This window comes from Phenylobacterium sp. (assembly GCF_004297125.1).
In the GTDB taxonomy this organism is placed as follows: Bacteria; Pseudomonadota; Alphaproteobacteria; order Caulobacterales; family Caulobacteraceae; genus Phenylobacterium.
In genome coordinates this window covers 1-20309 of sequence record NZ_SCVD01000023.1, presented here as the reverse complement: position 1 = coordinate 20309, position 20309 = coordinate 1, and the positions used below count along the sequence as shown (strand labels likewise).

Genomic DNA, 20309 nt, shown 5'->3' with positions numbered 1-20309 from the left:
CCCTCTGCTCGAAATCCGCCCAAGATATTCAAATCGTTCCGGAAACCGGACCCGCCAGGAACCGACCGCTTGACCGCTGGAGCGCTCGGCCGCAAACCCGTACCCCTCGCCGCCCAAAACCGAGGAAGGACGAGATGGCCGTGAAAGACCAATACGGACACGACCTGTCGGGCGCGAGCGCCACGGCGGCGGAACTATATCAGAAGGCGCTGGACGCCTACCATTGCTACGCGGGCGAACCTTTCCCGCTGCTGCAGCAGGCGGTGGCCGACAGCCCCGGCTTCGTCATGGCCCATGTGCTGATGGCGTACATGACCCTGGTGGGCACCGACACCGACACCGCCCGGATCGGCGTCGGCGCGTTCGATGTGGCCAAGGACCTGCCGGCGACCGCCCGCGAGACGGGGCATCTGGCCGCCATCGGCAGCCTGCTCGCGGGGGAGATCCGCGCCGCGGGCCGGATCCTGGAGGACGTCTCCATCGCCCATCCGCGCGACGTGCTCGCTCTCCAGGCCGGCCAGCTCATGGACTTCCTGCTCGGGGACAGCCGGATGCTGCGCGACCGCATCGGCCGCGCCCTGCCCGCCTGGTCGGCGGACATGCCGAACTATCACGCGATCCTCGGCATGCACGCCTTCGGCCTGGAGGAAACCGCCCTCTACGACCGCGCCGAGGCGGCGGGCCGCCTAGCCATCCACCTGGAGCCTCGCAACAACTGGGCCCAGCACGCCGTCGCCCACGTCCTCGAGATGCAGGACCGCCGTGCCGACGGGGTCACCTGGATGCGCCAAGACAGCGGGACCTGGAGCCACCAGAGCTTCTTCGCCATCCACAACTGGTGGCATCTGGCGCTCTTCCACCTGGGCCTGGGCGAGATCGACGAGGTGCTGGCCCTGTACGACGGCCCGATCTACGGCGACCGCTCCGGGATGGCCTTCGACATGGTGGACGCCGCCGCCCTGCTCTGGCGGCTGAAGCTGCGGGGCGTGGACGTGGGCGACCGCTGGGCGGTGCTGGCGGGGAACTACGCCACCCAGCCGCGCGGCGGCTATGCGTTCGACGACGTGCACGCCGTGATGGCTTTCGTCGGCGCCGGCCGCGACGCCGAGGCGGAAGCTGCGCTGGCCGCCATGGCCGCGGCCGTCGAGGGGCCGGGCGACAACGCCATGTTCACCCGCGACGTCGGCCTTCCGGTGGCCCAGGCGCTCACCGCCTTCGGGCGCGGCGAGTACGCCCGCACCTGCGAGCTGCTGCGCGGCGTCCGCAACCGCGCCGGCCGCTTTGGCGGCAGCCACGCCCAGCGCGACCTGCTGGACCTCACCCTGATCGCGGCCGCCGGCCGCGCCGGCGAGACCAGCCTGGAACGCGCGCTGCTGGCCGAGCGGGCCGAGGCGATGCCGCTGGTGAAGGCGTCGCGTTCGCTCGCGGCCTGACTCGGACACCTTCGCCCGATACAGGACGAAGGTGATTGTTGTTCAGTTGGCGCAACGCCCTTAGCCTCCCCGCAAAATCGGGGAGGCTTCGGCATGCGTAAGGTAGTTGGACTGGCCGTCGTGGCGGCTTTGGCGGGAAGCGGGGTCTATGCCCAGGTCCCCGTCAGGCCGGACATTCCCTCGATCCTGGTCTGGACGCCCCAGCAGCAGTCCGACTGGTACCGCGACATCGAGAGCGTCTACCGCGTCGAGACGGTCAAGCGCGGCGACAAGGTCCACCCGCTGCCCAAGGCCGAGACGCAGATCGATTTCAGCTTCGACTATGGCGGCAAGACCTTCTCCGTCGGCGATTACATGAAGGCCTACAACGTGTCGGGCGTCCTGGTGCTCAAGGACGGCAAGGTGGTCATGGAGCGCTACGGCCTGGGCCGGAAGGCCGAGGACCGCTGGACCTCGTTCTCGGTGGCCAAGTCGGTAACCTCGACACTTGTCGGCGCCGCGATCCAGGACGGCAAGATCAAGAGCCTGAACTCGCCCGTCACCGACTACATCCCCCAGCTGAAGGGCTCCGGCTACGACGGCGTCACCGTCCGCCAACTCCTGATGATGAGCTCGGGCGTGAAGTGGAACGAGGACTACACCGACCCGAAGTCGGACGTGGCCCTGTCGGCGACACTACCTCTGGAGCCGGGCAAGAATCCGCTGGTGACCTACATGGCGCGCCTGCCCCGCGCCCATGAGCCGGGGACGTTCTTCAACTACAACACCGGTGAGACCGACCTGGTCGGCATCCTGGTTTCCAACGCGGTGGGCAAGAGCCTGTCGCAGTACGCGTCGGAGAAGATCTGGAAGCCCTACGGCATGGAACGCGACGCCATCTGGGTGGTCGACCCGGCCGGCCACGAGCGCGGCGGCTGCTGCATGTCGATCACGCTGAAGGACTACGCCCGCCTCGGCCAATTCATGCTCGACGGCGGCAAGGCCGGGGACAAGCAGATCCTTCCCGCGGGCTGGACCGCCGAGGCCACCACGCCCCAGATCACCAACGGGACCCGTGAGCGCGGCTACGGCTACTTCTGGTGGATGCCCGACAATGGAGCCTTCGAGGCCCGCGGCATCTTCGGCCAGTCCATCACCGTCTTCCGCGACGACCGCATCGTCATCGTCACCAACGCCGCCTGGCCCAACGCCACGGGCCGCGAGCTGAGCGTGGCGCGGGCGGCGTTCCTGAACGCGGCGCGGGCGGCGGCGAAGGCGATGTAGCGACCGGCGCTCAGTGGGTCCCGCCGCGCCAGCGGAAGCGGTCCAGCGGGATCACCTGGGCGTCCCTGTGCCGTTCGTCGTCAACCCGGACCGCGCGGCCTTCCAGGCCCAGCACGCGGTAGATCGGCATCCCGCCCGCGTCCACCGAGACGACGTCGCCGATGTCGACCGGGCGGTCGGCGGTGTGATCGAGAAGAACCCAGTCGATGGCGTGAGAGGTCGCCATGGCGTCACCTTGAGGCTTTGCATCCGCGTCTGTGCGGCTTGCAGCAAGGTTTGCGCCATCCCGGTTGAGGCGGACCTGAGGCCTGCGTTTAGGTTCGGTTCAGGTCCGGTCAGCCTTCGGCGCCGCGGGCGTAGGCGGGCAGGTCGCCATAGTAGTCGCTGACGCCTGCGGTGAGGGCGGTGACCATCTCGCGCTCGGGCTCGCTGAGGAACGGGTTCCAGCAGTCCAGGATCAGGACGGCGCGGGGCTGGTCGCTGTCGTTCCAGGCCTCATGCTCGATGGTGTCGTCGAAGACGAAGGCCTTCCCGGGCTCCCACGACCGCTGCTCGGCGCCGACGCGGAAACCGCAGCCGGACGGCACGACCAGCGGCACATGGACGATCAGCCGGGCGTTGTTGACCCCGACGTGCGGCGGGATGCGGGTCTTGGCGTCCAGGATCGAGAACACCGCGGTCGGCCCGGTGCCCTCCAGGCGGCACTGCGGCCAGGCCTCCAGCGCCCTGGCGGTCCTGGGGCAGCGAGCCAGGTTCTCCTCGACTGGCACGCCGGCGCGCCAGAGGTAGAAGACCCCCCAGCGCCGCGAATTGGCCAGCTCCCGCCACCGCGGTTGTGGCGTGCCGTCGATAGCGACGTAGGGTTCGAGCACCTCGGCTCCGCCGGCCAGGACCTGCGTCAGCTCGGCCTGGATGTCCGCCGTCGCGGCTTCCAGCGTGTCCAGCCAGGGGAACAGGTCACGGTCGTAGAATTCCATGGCCGGGAGCTGCGGCACATACATGAAGCTGGGCGAGGGGCGGTAGACGCGACGCCGGCGCAGCAGGATGTCCCTCGACTGCTCTACCCGGTCCAGGCGGGCCCCGGCGTGGCGCGATCGGAATCCCGCCAACCGCGCTTCCAGGAACTCGGCCAGCTCCGCGTCGTTGGCGTCGACCACCGCCTTGGCGTGGTCCAGCGCGGGCCGCACCGACGGCGACAGGAACCGGGGGATCGACTGCAGGGCGGTGCGATAGGTGGCGGCGGCGGCGCGGGTCTCGCCCTGCGCCTCGTGCTGCAGGGCGGCCTGCAGCATCGCGCGGAAGGGGCCGGGCTCCATCGCCTCGACGAGCTGGCGGATACGCAGGTCTTCGGACTCGATCACGGGCAGCAACCCCAACTCGGCGGCCTTGGCCCGTCGGCTATCACAAGGCGCGCGGGCAGGGATTGCGGGCTCGTCAAACGCGTTGTGGCGCGCGACCAGCGGTCGGGCGCGCCAGGCGGCTAGACACCCGGCCGCGTTCAGGGCGTTGTTGCCGCCATGCGTTCCGCCCTCGCCCTTACCCTGTCGATACTCGCCGCCGCCCCGGCCGCCGCCGCGCCGTTCGGGCTGGAAAAGGCGGGCTGGACCCTGGTCACCGCCAGCGACGACACGTGGGTCTACATGCGCCATCACGCCCACGGCGACGACGGCGTGCGCAAGGCCTGGACGGCCTATGACTCGGACAAGTCGCTTCAGCGCGACGGCTTCGCTTTCCGCTCGGTCGAGAGCCTGGGCGAGTTCGACTGCCGCAAGGGACTGTCGCGGGTGGTCGACGAGATCTACCACGACAAGCCGAACCTCGCGGGCCGCGCCTGGCGCTCGCCGAAGTTCATGGTCACGCCCTGGGCGGCGCCGGCGCCCGAGTCGGTGGGCGCCGTGCGCATGGCCTTCGCCTGCCGGGCGATCACCCAGACCTGAGCCGCCCTCAGGCCGACTGGGTCGTGTCCGGCAGCCCCAGGATCCGCTTGGAGACGATGTTGTTCTGGATCTCGGACGAGCCGCCGTAGATCGACATCGCCTTGCCGAACAGCCAGCCGCGCACGGTCTCCAGCTCCTCCGGCTTGAAGTCGGCGCCCTCCCAGCCCAGGCCCTGGTGGCCCATGATCTCCAGGGTCAGTTCGGCGCGGGTCTGGGCCACATGGGTCGCGGAGTTCTTCAGCACGGAGGCGGCGTTGCCCGGGCTGTTGTTACCCTTCGCCTCGGCCATGGCGCGGGCCAGGGTCAGGCCGTGGACCTTGGCGTCCATCTGGTGCTTCACCACCCGCGTCCGCAGGTCGGCGTCGGCGATCCGGCCCTGCTCATCCAGGCCGACGTACTGTTTCGCGATGTCGGACACCGGCGGCGGCGGCCGTCCGCCGGTGGAGGCGCCGGTCTGGCTGGCCCGCTCGTGCTGCAGCAGGCGCTTGCCCACCGTCCAGCCCACGTTGAGCTGGCCCAGCAGCGCGTCGCGCGGCGCCTTGGCGTCGGTGAAGAAGGTCTCGCAGAAGGGTGAGGCCCCAGCGATCAGGGCGATCGGCCGGGTCTCGATCCCCGGCTGATGCATGTCGATCAGCATGAAGGAGATGCCCTCGTGCTTCTTGGCCGAGGGGTCGGTGCGCACCAGGCAGCCGCACCAGTCGGAATACTGCGCCCCGCTGGTCCACGTCTTCTGGCCGTTGATGGTCCAGCCGTCGCCGTTGTCCACGGCCTTGGTCTGCAGGCTGGCCAGGTCCGAGCCGGCGTTGGGCTCGGAGTAGCCGACGCACCACTGGACCTCGCCGCGCACGATCGGCGGCAGGTGCTTCTGCTTCTGCGCCTCGGTGCCGTAGTCCATGATCGTCGGGCCGATCATCGTCACGCCCATGCCGAACATCAGCGGATTGAAGGCGCCGATCCTGGTCATCTCCTGGAGGAGCACACGGGCCTGCTGGGGCGATAGCCCACCACCGCCGTACTCCTTCGGCCAGGTCGGCGTGCCCCAGCCCTTCTCGCCCATGGCCTTGCGCCACTTGGCCAGGTCGGGGTCGTTCACGCGGACCTCGGCGGTCCCCAGGCTGGACTTGCCCTTCAGGGCCGGCGGGAAGTTGGCCTCCAGCCAGGTCTTCGCCTCGCCGCGGAAGGCCTCGAGATCGGTGTCGCCGCCGAAGTCGGCCATGGGAAATCCTCCTGCTCGCGCCGCCGAACTTGAGACGACGCGCTGTCCAGCCAACCCTAAAGCGGATGACGTGGCGACAGCGAAGGGCTGTATGGAGAGGTCCATCACGGAGCGACGATGAATCCCTGGATCCACCTGGACACGGCCCAGATCCCCGGCGGCGGCGAGCTGAAGCTCATGCAGCGCGGCCAGGACTATTCGATCATGTCCGGCAATATCGAGCTGATGAACAGCCGCCTCTACGGCTCCGAGGTGGCGCTGTTCAAGCTGGCCTGGGCCAAGGCGGCCCAGCGCCGGGCGCCGCGCATCCTGATCGGCGGGCTGGGCATGGGCTTCACCCTGCGCGCGGCCCTGGCCGACCTGCCGAAGGACGGCCGGATCGTGGTGGCCGAGCTGGTGCCCGAGGTGATCGCCTGGGCCGGCAGTCACCTCGCTCCGCTCTACGGCGACAGCCTCTCCGACCCCCGCGCCAGGATCGTCCAGGGCGACGTGGCCGACCGGCTGGCCGAGGCCAAGCCGCCATACGACCTGATCCTGATGGACGTCGACAACGGCCCCGACGGCCTGAACCGCGACGCCAACGACAGCCTCTATTCCCTGCACGGCCTCACCAACCTGAAGCGCGCGACCAAGCCCGGCGGCGTCGTGGCGATCTGGTCGGCCGCCCACGACGACAAGTTCGCCCGCCGGTTCGCTCATGCCGGCTTCACCGTCACCGAGCACAAGGTCGGCGCCAGCCCCTCCGGCAAGGGCCCGAAGCACGTGATCTGGGTGGGCGTGGTCCGGTGAAGTCCTGCGGCCCGTGCACCCAGTGCTGCCGGGTGCTGGCGGTCGAGGAACTGGCCAAGCCGATGGGCAAGCTGTGCGTCCATGCCAGGCCCGGCGCCGGCTGCGGGATCTACGAGACCCGCCCGCACAGCTGCCGCACCTTCGAATGCGTCTGGCTGATGGACCCAGAGATGCCCCACCGCTTCCGCCCGGACCAGACCAAGGTGGTCCTGGACCAGGACCCGCAAGGCCTCTGGCTCATCGCCCGCTGCGACGCGGCCAACCCCCAGGCCTGGCGCAGGAACCCGATGTACGCGGCGCTCAAGGCCTTCGCCACGGAGCACTGGGGCAAGGGCAAGCTGGTGCTGGCGGTGGCCGGTCGGCGGACGTGGGTGATCACGCCCAAGGCGGACATCGATCTGGGCGAGATCGATCCACGGTCGGGATTGAAGGTGGTGGAGGGGCCGGGGGGTGTCACGATCGAGGTGAGCGCATCGAAGGCCTAGCGAAGTTCTATATTTGTTCTTGACGAACCTTTCGTTCGCGGGGTGTCCTGCAAGCGTGGCTTTAGGCGGTCGATTGGCGGATGGGACATCTCGAACTTGTTCGCGCAGCAGCGATCAGCTTAGGCGCGGGCCTTCTCTATCTTCTCGCCACGGTCGCGGTCGTGGTCCTCGTCGCCCTCGTGCAGCACTGGGTATATCTTCGCAAGCAGCGCAACGCAGGCCCTCGGCTTTCATCGGACGCGCCTCGAATCAAGGCCAAGATGATGCGCATGGCGCGGCCGACTCTGGTGCTGGCGCCAGCGAAAGAGCCCGCGTTCTCGAAGGTTGGCGGCAATCCGGAATTACCCCCCAACCTTGCGTGGCCTGACGACGGCGGGCGGCCTCGGACCTTCGTGGCACAGATCGACCTCGCTGCGGTCCGCAGTTGCGGCGGACCGGAATGGCTTCCGTTCACCGGGCGCCTCTACGCATTTGTCGATGAAATGCGGTACGGGTTTGCCGACTTGGTTCGCGTGATCAGCGTCGATGAGCCGTTTGGCCCGGCGGTCGCGCCTCCACCCCGTATCGGCGGACGTGCAGACAGACGCTTAGCCGCCGCCTTCCCGGAGCGGCGCATCGCGTTCGTGAGCTACACCTCACTCCCGAGTCTGGACTGGTTGGGGATCGACCTGTCCGAGCTTGATCTCAGTGAGGAAGAGCTCGACGCACTCGCCGAAGCGCCCGACGCGCCATTCGGCGACGAACTCCAACATCGCATTGGCGGCTATCCGTCCGAGATCCAGGATGAGCAAATGGCCATCTCGTGCGAACTGATGCGTCGCGGCTTGCCGCCAGAGTACGAGGGCACAGAAATCACCCCACCCATCGAGCGCGCCTCGAAGCAGTGGCGGCTGTTGCTGCAAGTCGATTCCGATCCGGCGCTGAAGATGAACTGGGGCGACGGCGGCCGGCTCTATGTCTTCATCCGCGAGAAGGACGCCCTAGCAGGTGATTTCTCGCGGACAGTGACGATTTCGCAGACCTACTAAACTCCCACCGCTTCCTTCGCCCCGACCTTCTCCCACTCGCCCCACAGCCGTTTCGCCTCAGCCTTCGCCGGTCCCACCGACGCGTCCTTCACGTGGCCATAGCCGCGGATCTTCTGCGGGACGGCGGCGATCTGGGCGGCGAGGTGGAGGCGGTCCTTGTTGAGGCCCGCCAGCAGGCGGTCGAGGTCGGCTTCGAAGTCGGCGATCAGGCCGCGCTCCATCCTGCGCTCGGCGGTCATGCCGAAGATGTCGAGGGCCGAGCCGCGCAGGCCCTTCAGCTTGGCCAGCGTCGGGAACGCCAAGTCCAGCATCCAGGGCGAGAAGGCCATTTTCACCGGCTTCCCGTCCGGCCCTTTGCGGGCGAGGATCGGTGGGCTGAGCCACACCTTGGCCTTGCCGCCCTTGAAGCTCTCCGCGCGATACTTGGCGAAGCGGCCGTCGGAGTAGAGGCGCGCGACCTCGTACTCGTCCTTGTAGGCCATCAGCTTGTAGAGACTGACCGCCACGGCGCGGGTCAGGGCAGTCGAGCCCAGCGGCGCTTCGGCGGCGCGCACGCGCTCCACCCTGGCCACGTAGTGGTCGGCGTAGGCCTTGTTCTGGTAGGCCGTCAGCTCGCGCGCGCGGTGGGCGATCAGCTCGTCCAGCGGCATGGTCTCGGGCGTCGGGACGTCGTCCTCGCGCTTGCCGCGGGCGGTGGGGTCAAAGGCCGCCTTACGACCGAGCTCGAAGGCCTGGAGGTTGGCCTCGACTTCCACGCCGTTCAGCCGGATGGACCGGTAGAGCGCGCGGCTGGAGACCGGCACCACGCCCTTCTGCCAGGCGAAGCCCAGCATGATCATGTTGGCGTAGATGGCGTCGCCCAGGTTGGTTTCCGCCAGGTGGCTGGCCGGGGCGGCGTCATAGGTCTGGGTGGCCGCCGCGATCCGCTTGCCCTGCTCGTCGGCGTCGAAACGCACATCGCGGTCCGTCACGAAGTCGGCGGTGGGCGCGAAGTCGGCGTTGCCGACCGCGACGGTGCGGTCCTTGGCGTAGAGCGCCAGGGCGTCCGGGCCGGCGGCCGACAGCAGGTCGCAGGCGATCAGGACGTTGGCGCTGGCGGCGGGGACGCGGCCGCCGATCGTCGTGGTCTCGGTCTCGCCGATGCGGACGTGGCTGAACACCGCCCCGCCCTTCTGGGCCAAGCCGGTCATGTCGACCACCGAGGCGGCGCGGCCATCGACGTGGGCGGCCATGGCCAGGATCGAGGCGACGGTCGTCACGCCCGTGCCGCCGACGCCGGTGAAGACGATGTTCTGGACGCCCTTCAGTTCCTGGAAGGTCGGCAGCGGCGTGGAGTCGGCGGTCAGCGCCGGGCCGGCCTCGTGGTGCGCGTTCTCGGCGCCCTCCAGGGTGATGAAGGACGGGCAGAAGCCGTCCAGGCACGAATAGTCCTGGTTGCAGCTGGACTGGTTGATCTTCCGCTTGCGGCCGAACTCGGTGTTCAGCGGCTCGACAGAGACGCAGTTGGACTTCACCGAGCAATCGCCGCAGCCCTCACAAACAAGCGGATTGATCATGACCCGCATCGGCGCGGCGGCCATCTTGCCGCGCTTGCGCCGGCGGCGCTTCTCGGTGGCGCAGACCTGGTCGTAGATCAGGACGCTCACGCCGGGGGTGTCGCGCAGCTCGCGCTGGACCTTCATCAGCTCGATGCGCGGGCGCACCTCGACCCCGGGGGCCAGGTCGGTGACCGTCTGGTAGCGCTCGGGCTCGGCGGCCACGACCACCACCTTCGGCACGCCCTCGGCGGCGAGCTGGCGGGTGATCTGCGGTACGGTGAAGCCGCTCTCGGCCGCCTGGCCGCCGGTCATGGCGACGGCGTCGTTGAACAGCAGCTTGTAGGTCATGTTCGCCCCGGCCGCGACGGCGGCGCGGATCGCGAGCGAACCGGAGTGATTGTAGGTGCCGTCCCCCAGGTTGACGAAGACGTGCTTCTCATCGGTGAAGGGCGAGGCGCCCACCCAGCTCAGGCCCTCGCCGCCCATGTGGCTGTTCAGGTCGGTGGAGGGGTCGTTGAAGCTGGCCATGTAGTGGCAGCCGATGCCGGCCAGGGCGCGGGAGCCTTCCGGCAGTCGGGTCGAGGTGTTGTGCGGGCAGCCCGAGCAGAAGAACGGCTTGCGCTGCTGGTCGCTGGAGAGCGTGACCGCGGCCATCGAGGCGGCCGAGACCCGGTTCAGGTAGTCGTACACCCGGTCCATGTGCGGGCCGGCGGGCAGGCGGTCGGCGATGGCCAGCGCGATCTCGGCGACCGACAGCGACGTCAGCTCCGAGAGCAGCGGCGCGCCCTTCTCGTCGGTCTTGCCGATGATCGTCGGCCGGGCGTGCGCGGGCAGGTCGTAAAGCGCCGCGCGGGCCTGGACCTCGATCAGCGGGCGCTTGTGCTCGATGACCATCATGGTCTCGAGACCGGCCGCGAACCCGCGCAACCCGACTGGCTCCAAGGGCCAGGGCATGCCGACCTTGTAGATGGCGACGCCCAGCGACGCGGCCTCGGCCTGGGAAATGCCCATGGCGGCGAAGGCCTCGATCACGTCCTTGTAGGCTTGGCCCTGGCAGACGATGCCCAGGCGCGGCCGGGCGGCGCCCAGCATGATCCGGTCGATGCGGTTGGCGCGAGCGAAGGCCAGGGCGGCGGGGATCTTCTGGGTCCGCAGGCGCCGTTCCTTGTCGAGCGGCTGGTCCTTCAGGCGGATTCCGAGTCCGCCCGCCGGCAGGCGGAAGTTCTCGGGCGTGGTGAACTTATGGCGCGCGAGCGAGACGTCGATGGTCGCGCCGGAGTCCATGGTGTCGGCCAGCGCGATCATGCCAACCCAGAGGCCGGAGAAGCGCGACAGGGCGTAGCCCAGCAGGCCGTAATCCAGCACCTCCTGCACGTCGGCCGGCGACAGCACCGGCATCTCGAAGTCCTGGAAGGCGTATTCCGACTGCGACGGCAGGGTGGAGGACTTGCAGTTGTGGTCGTCGCCGGCCACCGCCAGCACGCCGCCCTTGGCGTGGACGCCGGCGAAGTTCGCGTGCTTGAAGACGTCGCCGGTGCGGTCGACGCCGGGCGCCTTGCCGTACCACATGCCGAAAACGCCGTCGTAGCGGGCGCCCGGGAACAGATTGGCCTGCTGGCTGCCCCAGACGGCTGTGGCGGCGAGGTCCTCGTTCAGGCCTTCCTTGAACACCACCTCGGCGGTCTTCAGGTATTTCCCCGCTCGCGCGGCCTGCTGGTCGAGGCCGCCCAGAGGCGAGCCGCGATAACCCGAAACGAATCCCGCCGTGTTGAGCCCGGCCGCGCGATCCAGCCGGTGCTGATCGATCAGAACACGGAGCAGCGTCTGGACGCCGGTGATGAACACCCGGCCATCCGTGAGCAGAAATTTGTCGTCGAGCGTCACTTCCTGGTGGCGCATCGCAATTTTTTTCCTTTCGGGCCTCCCCTAACGGATTGCACGATCATATAAGTGCGCCGCAATTGCTTGCCAAAAGCATGCCCCGCCACGGTGGTTCTGGGGCAAGAACAATATGCTCTCGTGCCAATTACAGGAGGAAATGTTGTCTGAGGTCCTCGACGCCGTCGATGCCAAGATCCTGGATCTGATCCAGCACGACGCCGGGCTGTCCGTCGCCGAGATCGCCGACCGCGTCGGATTGTCCTCAAGCCCCTGCTGGCGGCGCATCAAGCGGCTGGAGGACGCCGGCGTGATCCAGCGCCGCGTGACCATCCTGGACCGCGACAAGCTGGGCCTGGGCTTCGAGGTCTATTGCACCGTCAAGCTCTCACTGCCGACCAAGGACAACCTCGACGCCTTCGAGACCGCCATCACCAAGCTGGCCGAGGTGGTGCAGTGCGCCACCGTGACCGGCTCGGCGGACTATGAGCTGCGGATCGTCACGCGCGACATGCACGCCTTCGACGACTTCCTGCGCGACAAGATCCTGAGCCTCGGCCTGGTTTCGAACATCGAGAGCCGGATCGTCATCCGCTCCGTCAAGAACACCACCGCTGCGCCGCTGGGTCTGGTCAGCCCCTATGTGAGTGCGCAAAGCTAGGTCTCCACCACAGGAGGCCTTCCATGATCGAACTCGTCATCGACCAGCGCCGGAAGGACCTCGGCGGCTTCGAGGTCGGCCGAGTGTTGCCCTTCGCCAAGCGGCGGATGGTCGGGCCGTTCGTGTTCTTCGACCACATGGGGCCGGTTGAGTTCCAGGCCGGCTTCGGCCGCAACGTCGACGTTCGGCCCCACCCGCACATTGGCCTGTCGACGGTGACCTACCTGTTCGACGGCCACATCACCCACCGCGACAGCGTCGGCGCGATCCAGGAGATCAATCCAGGCGAGGTGAACTGGATGACCGCCGGCAGGGGCATCACCCACTCAGAGCGCTTCGAGACCCTGCGCGCCCAGGGCGGCAAGATGCACGGCATCCAGGCCTGGGTGGCCCTGCCCACCGAGCTGGAGGAGACCGACCCCAGCTTCGCAAACCACGGCCCGGACGACCTGCCGACCTACGAGGGCGGGGGCATGTGGGCGCGGCTGATCGCCGGCAAGGCGTTCGGCGCCGAGGCGAAGGTGAAGACCCACTCGCCGATGTTCTACGTCCATTGGCGGCTTGACGCCGGCGCCAAGGCCGAGCTCCCAGCCGAGTATCCCGAACGCGCGGCCTATGTGGCGCAGGGTGTGGTCGAAGTGGACGGCCGCGAGTTCCAGCCCGGCCAGATGATCGTGTTCCAGCCCGGGCAGCCGGCGCTGTTCACGGCCGTGACCGACGCCATCGTCATGCTCCTGGGCGGTGAGCCGGTGGGACCACGCTTCATCGAATGGAACTTCGTCTCCTCGTCAAAGGAGCGCCTCGAGCAGGCCAAGGCCGACTGGCGCGCCGGCCGGATGAAACTGCCCGACGCCGACCACGACGAGTTCATCCCCCTGCCCGAGCCGCCCCCGAGCGCGCCCGCGATGAGCTGAGCGTCGCGGGGCCCCACACCAGGACGACGGCCAGCGCCACCGCGGCCAGGATCAACGCATTGATGCGCGGGTCGAACCACGAGCCGTGGACCGGGTAGAGCTGCCAGCCGAGATTGGTCATGGCGTGGAAGACGGCCACGCCGAATACGCTGCGCCCGGTGTTGTTGAACAGCCAGATGATGATCACCCGCGTGGCCACCGTCGCCAGTGTCCACCAGCCGATCCAGGCCACGGCGCGGTGGGCCTGGGCAAGGGCCGGGTAGTGCCAGATCGCCCACACGACCCCCACGATGAGGGCGCCCGGAAGTGCGCCCCAGCGCGCCTGCAGCGGGCCGATGGCGAAGCCGGACCATCCCAGTTCTTCCGCCAGCGCGGCGACGAGGAACAACACGAAGAGCGCCGCCGCCGAAGCCGGCGCGAACTGGGGATCGGGAATGGAGGAGCCGCCGAGGCGCATCGCCAGAAACATCGCGATCATCACACAGGGCGAGAGCAGCACGAGCGCCAGCCACCAGACCTTCGGGCGGATCCGCCGGACGTCGAAGGCGCCCGCCAGGAACCTTCCTCCGGCCGGGAGCCCGTGGGCTCGCCAGGTGAGGATGAAAGCCGCCGTCGCCGGGCAGACGACGGCGAGCGCGGCGATCGGCAGGCCGGGAAGGATCTCCACCTCGAGCACGGCGCCGAGAACCCAGAACGGCGTGGTGAGCAGAACGGTGAGGACGAAGAACACGATGACCGAGCCGACGGTCCGGTCGGCGGGCGCACCGGAATGTTGGTCGGCAAGGACGTGTGATGTGTCGGCCATGGGCCCCGCCCTCGATCCGCCTCACCGTACCATAAGAGGGCGCCGGCGGGTCAGATGTCGGAGGCGGCGAGGGTATAGAGGTGGTCGACCCCCTGCAGCACCTCGGCCGTCTGGGCGCCGCTCGCATCCAGCAGGGCCCTGGCGCGGCCCATCACCTCGATAGGCGAGCAGACGAGCGGGACGGTCGCAGACGTCCCGTCAGCCTCCCGCAGAATAACCAGGTACTGATGCAGCATGTGTGGCGAAACGCACCATTTCGCCGAGCCGGCGTTTGATCTGAATCAAAAACGGCGGACGGGCCCGGTTGAGCCGGCTGGCCGCGCGGGCTAGAGCCCCAGGATGAACGTCAGCGTCTTCGACCTCTTCAAGCTGGGCGTCGGCCCCTCCAGTTCGCACACCATGGGGCCGATGACAGCCGCGGGGCGGTTCCTGGCCTGGCTGGGGACGGACGTGGAACGCGTGGGCCGCGTGGAGACCACGCTCTATGCGTCGCTGGCCCTGACCGGGCGCGGACACGCCACGGACCGGGCGGTGATCCTGGGGCTGGCGGGATTCGAGCCCCGCACCCTGGACCCCGATGCCGCCGACACGGTGATCGCCGAGGTGCGCGAAGCCAACCGCCTGAGGCTGGGGGGCCGTCGAGAGATCGCCTTCGACGAGGCGCGCGACCTGCTGTGGGAGGGCCGCACCCGCCTGCCCCAGCATCCCAACGCCATGAAGTTCACCGCCTTCGACGCGGCCGGCCAGGCGCTGGGCAGCCGGATCTACTTCTCGGTCGGGGGCGGCTTCGTGCGCGACGAGGACGAGTTCGGCCAGAACACCGCGCCCGAGCGCGCTCTGCCGGCGCCCCATCCCTTCGAGAGCGGCGCGGAGCTGCTGGCCCAGGCTGACGCGGCCGGCCTCTCCATCGCCGGGCTGATGACCGCCAACGAGCTGGTCCTGCGCTCCGAGGACGAGATCGTCACCGGGCTCGATGAGATCATCGGGGCCATGTACGCCTGCATCGAGCGCGGAATGCGCACGCCGGGCGTGCTGCCGGGCGCGCTGAAGGTGACCCGTCGCGCGCACGGCATCTGGCGCAGCCTGGTCGAGGACGCCGACAAGCGGCTTGCCGATCCGCTGGCGGCGCTGGACTGGGTGAACCTGTGGGCTCTGGCCGTAAACGAGGAGAATGCCGCCGGCGGCAAGGTCGTGACGGCGCCCACCAATGGCGCGGCGGGCCTGCTGCCGGCGGTGCTGCGCTATTACGACCGTTTCCACCAGGGCACGCCGGCGGGACGGCACACCTTCCTGCTGACCGCGGCGGCGATCGGCGCGCTCTACAAGACCAACGCCTCGATCTCGGGGGCGGAGGTCGGCTGCCAGGGCGAGGTGGGCGTGGCCTGCTCGATGGCGGCGGCCGGGCTGGCCGCGGCGCTGGGCGCCTCCAACGCCCAGATCGAGAACGCCGCCGAGATCGCCATGGAGCACAACCTGGGCCTCACCTGCGACCCGATCGGCGGTCTGGTGCAGATCCCCTGCATCGAGCGCAACGCCATGGGCGCGGTGAAGGCCATCGACGCCGCCCGACTGGCCATGCTGGGCGACGGCCAGCATTCGGTCAGCCTGGACAAGGTCATCGCCACCATGAAGCGCACGGGCGAGGACATGAGCCATATCTACAAAGAGACGTCGCTGGGCGGCCTCGCGGTGAATCTGGCGGAGTGCTGACAGGGTTTGTCGGGGCCGCGCAGCTTCGTCCGTCCTTGGGTGGCAGCACGAGGAGCCCGACATGTCCGAGTTCGCCTGGATGAGCCGCCGCCACGCCCTGGCGGGCACGGTCGCCGTGGCGGGCCTCGCCGCGTGCGGGCGCAAACTACCGGAGGCACGCAAGGTGGGATTCAGCGATACCGGGCTCGCCAAGCTGGAGGCCGACCTGAAGGCCAATGTGGCCAAGGGCCAGCCGCCCGGCCTCGTGGCGCTCGTCGCCCGCGGGGGCCAGACCCACATCTGGCCGGTGGGAGCCATGACCCTGGAGAGCAAGCCGCCGGTCCACCGCGACACCATCTTCCGCCTGGCCTCAATGACCAAGCCGATCACCTCGGTGGCGGCGATGATGCTGATCGAGGACGGCAAGCTGAAGCTGGACGAGCCGATCGACCGGCTGGCGCCCGAGCTGGCCAACCGCCGGGTGCTGAGGCGGATGGATGGCCCCCTGGACGACACCGTACCCGCCGCGCGGCCGATCACCCTCGAGGACGTGCTGAGCTTCCGCCTGGGCTGGGGCATCGACTTCAACCCCGAGGCGCCGTTCGTAAAGGCGAGCGCCGAGCTCCCGGGCTTCGGCATGCCCAATCCCGCGGCGCCCTACTCGCCGGACAGCTGGATGAAGGCCATGGGCGCCCTGCCCCTGCAGGCCCAGCCGGGTGAGCGCTGGCTCTACACCGCCGGCTCCAACCTCCTGGGGGTGCTGGTCGCCCGCGCGTCGGGCCGGCCGCTGGAGGCGTTCTTCCAGGAGCGGATCCTGGGGCCGCTGGGCATGAAGGACACCGCCTTCCACTGCCCACCCGAGAAGAAGGACCGGCTGATCACCGGGTATATGAACCAGGACGGCAGGCTGGTCCCGTTCGAGCCCTACAACGACATGTTCCTGAAGGCGCCCAGCTTCCCGGCGGGCGACAGCGGTCTCGTCTCGACCGCGGATGACTATGGGGCGTTCGCGAAGTTCATGTTCACCGGCCTGGCTCCGGACGGGACGCGGCTGCTGTCGGACGCGTCGCTGAAGGCGATGACCGCCAATCGCCTGACGCCTGAGCAGATGAAGGACGGCGAGATGATCCTGGGCGCCGGCCGCGGCTGGGGCCTGGGCCTCGGCGTCCAGGTCGCGACCAGCCCAAGCGGCGTGCAGCCCGGCGCCTATGGCTGGGACGGCGGCTTCGGGACATCGTGGTTCAACGACCCGGCCAAGGGGCTGTCGGCGATCCTGCTGACGCAGCGGGTGTTCGACAGCCCCGATCCGCCGCCGGTCCACAAGGACTTCTGGAGGGACGCCTACGGGGCGCTGGGCTGATCGGCGAGGGCCTTTCGGGTCTGCTCCCAGTATTGGACGCCGGTGATCAGGGTCACCAGGGCGGCAAGCCAGAACAGGCCGTGAGCGGCGACTTCGAAGCCCGCGCGGAAGGCGGTGCCGTCCGGGAGGCTGAACGCCCCCCAGGCGGCCACGATCAGCTCCATGGCCAGCGCCGTGAGCTGCAGGGTGGTCTTCCACTTGGCGAGCAGGGTGACCGGCAGCTTCACGCCCTTGCCGGCGCCCACCTCGCGCAGCGCGCTGACCGTGAACTCGCGGAAGAGGATCAGGCCGGCGGGCAGCACGACCATCGGCTGGGGCCCGAGCGACATCAGGCCCAGGATGGCGCCGCAGACCAGCACCTTGTCGCCGATCGGGTCCAGGATCGCGCCCCAGACGCTCTCGGCGTGGAGCTTGCGGGCCAGCCAGCCGTCGAAGAAGTCGGTCACCGCCGCCACCACGAAGGCGTAGACCGCCCACCGCTGCAGGGCGAACTGGGCGTCCGGCTCGAGGCGGTTGGAGAAGTAGGGCACGGCGCCCGCCGCGGCGGCGAACGCCACGAACATGAAGAGCGCCATGACGAGGCGCGATCCGGTGAGGATGTTCGGGAGGGACTTCATACGGGGAACGAGCGTCCAAGGCTTAAGCTTCGTTCCAACCTTAACTGCTTCGCTTGCGGAAGGGCGCCGGGATTCGGCGAACGCGCGCCGCTTAGAACAGGATCGGCAGCGCGACGACGGCGGCCATGAACGCGACGTTCCACAGCACGATCCGGACGGCCGCGCGCTGGCGGTTGGGGGAGCGCCGGTGCGGCAGTTCGGTGGTGGCCACCACGCGGAAGGCGCCGTCGATGATGTCGGGGGTGGTCGCGGTCATTGTCCTGGTCTCCTCGAGAGCGATCTACGCCCCAAGGACGTTCGACAGGATGGATATGCGACATGCGCCTTGTGAGAAATCAGCGTGTTTGCGGGTGAGTTCGGCGGATTTGCAGAGCGCCCCTATTTCCCGGCGCGCTCGGCCTTCTGCCGGTCGACCATGGCCTTGACGTCCGCCAGCAACGCCCGCGCGTCGTAGGCGACCCCGCGGGTGACGGTCCACTTCACGCCGCCGACGGTCTCGATCCTGTTGTCGGCGTTCAGCCGCTGGTGGCCCGTGCCGTACAGGGTCTTGAAGTTGGCCAGCGGGTTCTCGGGCGTGATCACCAGGTCGGCGCTCATCCCCGGCCGCACGATGCCGAAGCTGGGCGGCTGGCCCCTGGGATCGGCCAGGGTGCGGGCGCCGTTGCTGGTGGCGGCCTGGATCACCTCCAGCGGGGTGAAGCCCGCCTCCTGCAGCAGCTCCAGCTCCTCGATGTAGCCGAAGCCGTACAGCTTCCAGATGAAGCCGCTGTCCGAGCCCGTCGACACCCGGCCGCCCATGTTCTTGTAGTCGTTCACCAGCCGCATGAAGCGGCCGTAGAAGTTGCGCCACGCCACCTCGTTGCCGGTGGTCCAGTCGTAGAAATAGCTGCCGTGATTGTCGCGGGTGGAGACGAAGTAGTCGTTCAGCGTGGGCAGGGTGTAGACGGCGTGCCAGTCGGCGTTCCTGGCCCGCATCAGGTCGCGCGACGCGGCGTAGATGGTCATGGTCGGGTCGAAGTCGACGTGGGCCGCCTCCTGCGCCTTCAGGTAGTCGACCCAGGCCTCCGAGCCCGGCTCCACCTCGTCCCAGATCTCGGCGGCCTCGCCGAAGCGCTTGGCCTCGTCGTAGAAGTTGTAGTCGGCCGGGTACTTCTGCAGCCGGCCGTCCTTCAGCATGGACTCGAAGTGGCCGTAGAAGTGGGTGACCGTGCCCAGGCCCGCCTCGCCGAACTGCCGGGCGTTCAGGCCCGCGACCCCGGGCTGGGAGATGTGGGCCACCGTGCCCAGGCCCAGCTTCCTGGCCTCGTCGATGGCCGCGGTCATCACCTCGGGCGTCTCGTCGTTCCAGCCGAAGAACTTGATGCCGTCGATGTTGTTCTTCGCCGCCCACTGGACCCAGGCCCGCGCCTTGGCCGGCCCGTCGATGCGGCCGCCGCTCCAGCCCTGGCCCATCGTCTGGTAGTTGAAGATGCGCGGCGCGACGATCTCGCCCCGGGCGCTGCGGGCCTTCTCGGAGCTCGCCAGCTCCTGGGGCGCCAGGCTGACGCCGCGCACGGTCGTCACGCCGTGGGCCAGCCACAGCTTGTAGGCGTATTCCAGGTCGGGGGATTTCACCGGGTCGCCGCCATGGGTGTGCATGTCGACGAAGCCCGGCAGGGCGTACATGCCGGTGGCGTCGATCTCGTGGTCGGCGTCGCGCGGCGCCCGGTCGGCCTTCAGCGGCATGCCCGGCCAGCCGGCCTGCAGCACGTCGGTGATCTTGTCGTTCTCGATGACGATGTCGACGGGACCGCGCGGCGGCGCGCCCGTGCCGTCGATCAGGGTGACGCCCCGGATCACCAGCTTGCGGTAGGGCCCGAAGCCCTCGTTGGCGCGCCGGGCCGGCGCGGGGTGCATGGCGGGCTTAGTCGCGGTCGCGACGGGCGCCGGCGCGACCGTCTGGGCCAGGCTCGGCGCGCCCATGCCGATCGTCGCGGCCGCGAGGCCCGCGCCGCAGAACCGCCAGATCGAACGCCGCATGGAATCCCCCTCGAGCACCGGCGCCGACGATAGCGGCGCCGTGACGAGCCGCAACCGTCCGGCTGTGCGCGCCGCAGGCGCTGTCATTGGAACCGCAGAAAACGCAGAATGACGCGGAACGCGCAGCAGGCACGCCGCCTCTGCGCCTTCTGCGCATTCTGCGGTGAATCCTTTGGGCGCTGACGCGCCGGGGGCGTCGCGTCGACGTCCCTGGTCAGGCGGAGCTTGGGGGCTGGGGTTCCGGGGCCCCGGGGTCGGGGGGCGGAACCTGCGCCTCATCCGACAGGTCGAACGGGTCCGGCAGGTCGCGCCAGTTCTGGGCGGCTTCCTCGGACAGGCCCATCTCCTGGCAGAGGCGGGCGATGTGGTCGTCCAGCGGCTCGGCGCAGAAGTCGTCGCGCAGGCAGCCCTCGGCGATCGCCTCGTCCATCATCTCTTCCAGCCAGGCGATGGTGTCGTCCGTCTCGGTCTCGTGCCAGATCACCCGGGTGACCGCGTCGCGCACGGTGTCGATCCGGCGCGACAGCTCAACGCCGCTGGGTTTGCGGGGCGGCGTCGCCGCCGCGACCCGCTCGGCCTCGCGGGCGTCCAGCGCCTGCTGGCGCGCCAGCCTGGCCTCCAGCGCCACGGTCTGGCGCACCGAGCGCGAGATGGTGTGGAACGCCTTCACCAGCGCG

The 20309-nt window shown here is 69.1% G+C and carries 20 protein-coding genes; 10 read left to right on the top strand and 10 right to left on the bottom strand.

The window, feature by feature from the left end; genetic code table 11:
- Positions 1 to 134: 134 nt before the first annotated feature.
- Together EPO51_RS15650 and EPO51_RS15645 are read left to right on the top strand one after the other, a co-directional pair.
- Positions 135 to 1433 carry a tetratricopeptide repeat protein gene (locus EPO51_RS15650; RefSeq protein WP_293352186.1) on the top strand — a complete coding sequence of 433 codons (1299 nt, stop codon included), beginning with the start codon at positions 135 to 137 and terminating at the stop codon, positions 1431 to 1433.
- A gap of 93 nt (positions 1434 to 1526) precedes the next feature.
- Positions 1527 to 2696: a serine hydrolase domain-containing protein gene (locus tag EPO51_RS15645; protein WP_293352184.1), complete on the top strand. Its 1170-nt coding sequence runs from the start codon at positions 1527 to 1529 to the stop codon at positions 2694 to 2696.
- Between the two features lie 10 nt (positions 2697 to 2706).
- Here the strand turns inward: EPO51_RS15645 and EPO51_RS15640 are convergent, their stop codons facing one another.
- Both EPO51_RS15640 and EPO51_RS15635 read right to left on the bottom strand, forming a co-directional pair.
- A complete protein-coding gene (locus EPO51_RS15640; RefSeq protein WP_293352183.1) occupies positions 2707 to 2922 on the bottom strand; it encodes a hypothetical protein in 216 nt (71 codons plus the stop codon).
- 109 nt (positions 2923 to 3031) lie between these two features.
- Positions 3032 to 4057 (bottom strand): aspartyl/asparaginyl beta-hydroxylase domain-containing protein, encoded by a 1026-nt coding sequence (locus tag EPO51_RS15635; RefSeq protein WP_293352181.1) that lies wholly within the window; start codon positions 4055 to 4057, stop codon positions 3032 to 3034.
- Positions 4058 to 4213: 156 nt separating this feature from the next.
- Here EPO51_RS15635 and EPO51_RS15630 point away from each other — a divergent pair, with 156 nt between their 5' ends.
- Positions 4214 to 4633, top strand: coding sequence for a surface-adhesin E family protein (locus EPO51_RS15630; RefSeq protein WP_293352179.1), 420 nt, complete (start codon positions 4214 to 4216; stop codon positions 4631 to 4633).
- A 7-nt stretch (positions 4634 to 4640) separates the two neighbouring features.
- Here EPO51_RS15630 and EPO51_RS15625 read toward each other — a convergent pair whose 3' ends face one another.
- On the bottom strand, positions 4641 to 5849 hold the full coding sequence (locus EPO51_RS15625; RefSeq protein WP_293352177.1) for an acyl-CoA dehydrogenase family protein: 1209 nt from the start codon (positions 5847 to 5849) through the stop codon (positions 4641 to 4643).
- A 117-nt stretch (positions 5850 to 5966) separates the two neighbouring features.
- Between EPO51_RS15625 and EPO51_RS15620 the strand changes: the two genes are divergently transcribed.
- The 3 genes from EPO51_RS15620 to EPO51_RS15610 all read left to right on the top strand — a co-directional run bounded on the left by EPO51_RS15620 (position 5967) and on the right by EPO51_RS15610 (position 8151).
- Positions 5967 to 6638, top strand: coding sequence for a spermidine synthase (locus tag EPO51_RS15620; RefSeq protein WP_293352175.1), 672 nt, complete (start codon positions 5967 to 5969; stop codon positions 6636 to 6638).
- The gene (locus EPO51_RS15615) at positions 6635 to 7123 is read left to right on the top strand and encodes a YkgJ family cysteine cluster protein (RefSeq protein WP_293352173.1); all 489 of its coding nucleotides are present in this window, start codon (positions 6635 to 6637) and stop codon (positions 7121 to 7123) included. Before EPO51_RS15620 ends, EPO51_RS15615 begins: the two co-directional genes overlap by 4 nt.
- Before the next feature lie 80 nt (positions 7124 to 7203).
- Positions 7204 to 8151: a YwqG family protein gene (locus tag EPO51_RS15610; protein ID WP_293352171.1), complete on the top strand. Its 948-nt coding sequence runs from the start codon at positions 7204 to 7206 to the stop codon at positions 8149 to 8151.
- Here the strand turns inward: EPO51_RS15610 and EPO51_RS15605 are convergent.
- Entirely contained in the window at positions 8148 to 11588 is a 3441-nt protein-coding gene (locus EPO51_RS15605; protein WP_293352169.1) for an indolepyruvate ferredoxin oxidoreductase family protein, read from the bottom strand. The genes EPO51_RS15610 and EPO51_RS15605 overlap by 4 nt on opposite strands.
- Positions 11589 to 11730: 142 nt before the next feature.
- On the opposite strand from EPO51_RS15605, the gene EPO51_RS15600 reads away from it, so the two are divergent.
- Both EPO51_RS15600 and EPO51_RS15595 read left to right on the top strand, forming a co-directional pair.
- Complete coding sequence (locus tag EPO51_RS15600) at positions 11731 to 12228, top strand: Lrp/AsnC family transcriptional regulator (protein ID WP_293352167.1); 498 nt, start codon at positions 11731 to 11733, stop codon at positions 12226 to 12228.
- A gap of 23 nt (positions 12229 to 12251) precedes the next feature.
- Positions 12252 to 13142 carry a pirin family protein gene (locus tag EPO51_RS15595; protein ID WP_293352165.1) on the top strand — a complete coding sequence of 297 codons (891 nt, stop codon included), beginning with the start codon at positions 12252 to 12254 and terminating at the stop codon, positions 13140 to 13142.
- Here the strand turns inward: EPO51_RS15595 and EPO51_RS15590 are convergent.
- Positions 13096 to 13947: a CPBP family intramembrane glutamic endopeptidase gene (locus tag EPO51_RS15590; protein WP_293352163.1), complete on the bottom strand. Its 852-nt coding sequence runs from the start codon at positions 13945 to 13947 to the stop codon at positions 13096 to 13098. The genes EPO51_RS15595 and EPO51_RS15590 overlap by 47 nt on opposite strands.
- Positions 13948 to 13997: 50 nt before the next feature.
- Positions 13998 to 14183 carry a hypothetical protein gene (locus EPO51_RS15585; RefSeq protein ID WP_293352161.1) on the bottom strand — a complete coding sequence of 62 codons (186 nt, stop codon included), beginning with the start codon at positions 14181 to 14183 and terminating at the stop codon, positions 13998 to 14000.
- 103 nt (positions 14184 to 14286) lie between these two features.
- On the opposite strand from EPO51_RS15585, the gene EPO51_RS15580 reads away from it, so the two are divergent.
- Entirely contained in the window at positions 14287 to 15657 is a 1371-nt protein-coding gene (locus EPO51_RS15580; protein ID WP_293352159.1) for an L-serine ammonia-lyase, read from the top strand.
- 61 nt (positions 15658 to 15718) lie between these two features.
- Entirely contained in the window at positions 15719 to 16996 is a 1278-nt protein-coding gene (locus tag EPO51_RS15575; RefSeq protein WP_293352157.1) for a serine hydrolase domain-containing protein, read from the top strand.
- Here EPO51_RS15575 and pgsA read toward each other — a convergent pair.
- The 4 genes from pgsA to EPO51_RS15555 all read right to left on the bottom strand — a co-directional run.
- A complete protein-coding gene (gene pgsA, locus EPO51_RS15570) occupies positions 16978 to 17613 on the bottom strand; it encodes a CDP-diacylglycerol--glycerol-3-phosphate 3-phosphatidyltransferase (RefSeq protein WP_293352155.1) in 636 nt (211 codons plus the stop codon). The two genes, EPO51_RS15575 and pgsA, sit on opposite strands and share 19 nt — an antisense overlap.
- Before the next feature lie 91 nt (positions 17614 to 17704).
- A complete protein-coding gene (locus EPO51_RS15565) occupies positions 17705 to 17869 on the bottom strand; it encodes a hypothetical protein (RefSeq protein ID WP_293352153.1) in 165 nt (54 codons plus the stop codon).
- Between the two features lie 122 nt (positions 17870 to 17991).
- A complete protein-coding gene (locus EPO51_RS15560) occupies positions 17992 to 19632 on the bottom strand; it encodes an amidohydrolase family protein (RefSeq protein WP_293352151.1) in 1641 nt (546 codons plus the stop codon).
- Positions 19633 to 19846: 214 nt separating this feature from the next.
- On the bottom strand, positions 19847 to 20309 hold a 463-nt coding region (locus EPO51_RS15555; RefSeq protein WP_293352149.1), incomplete at its 5' end, for a hypothetical protein.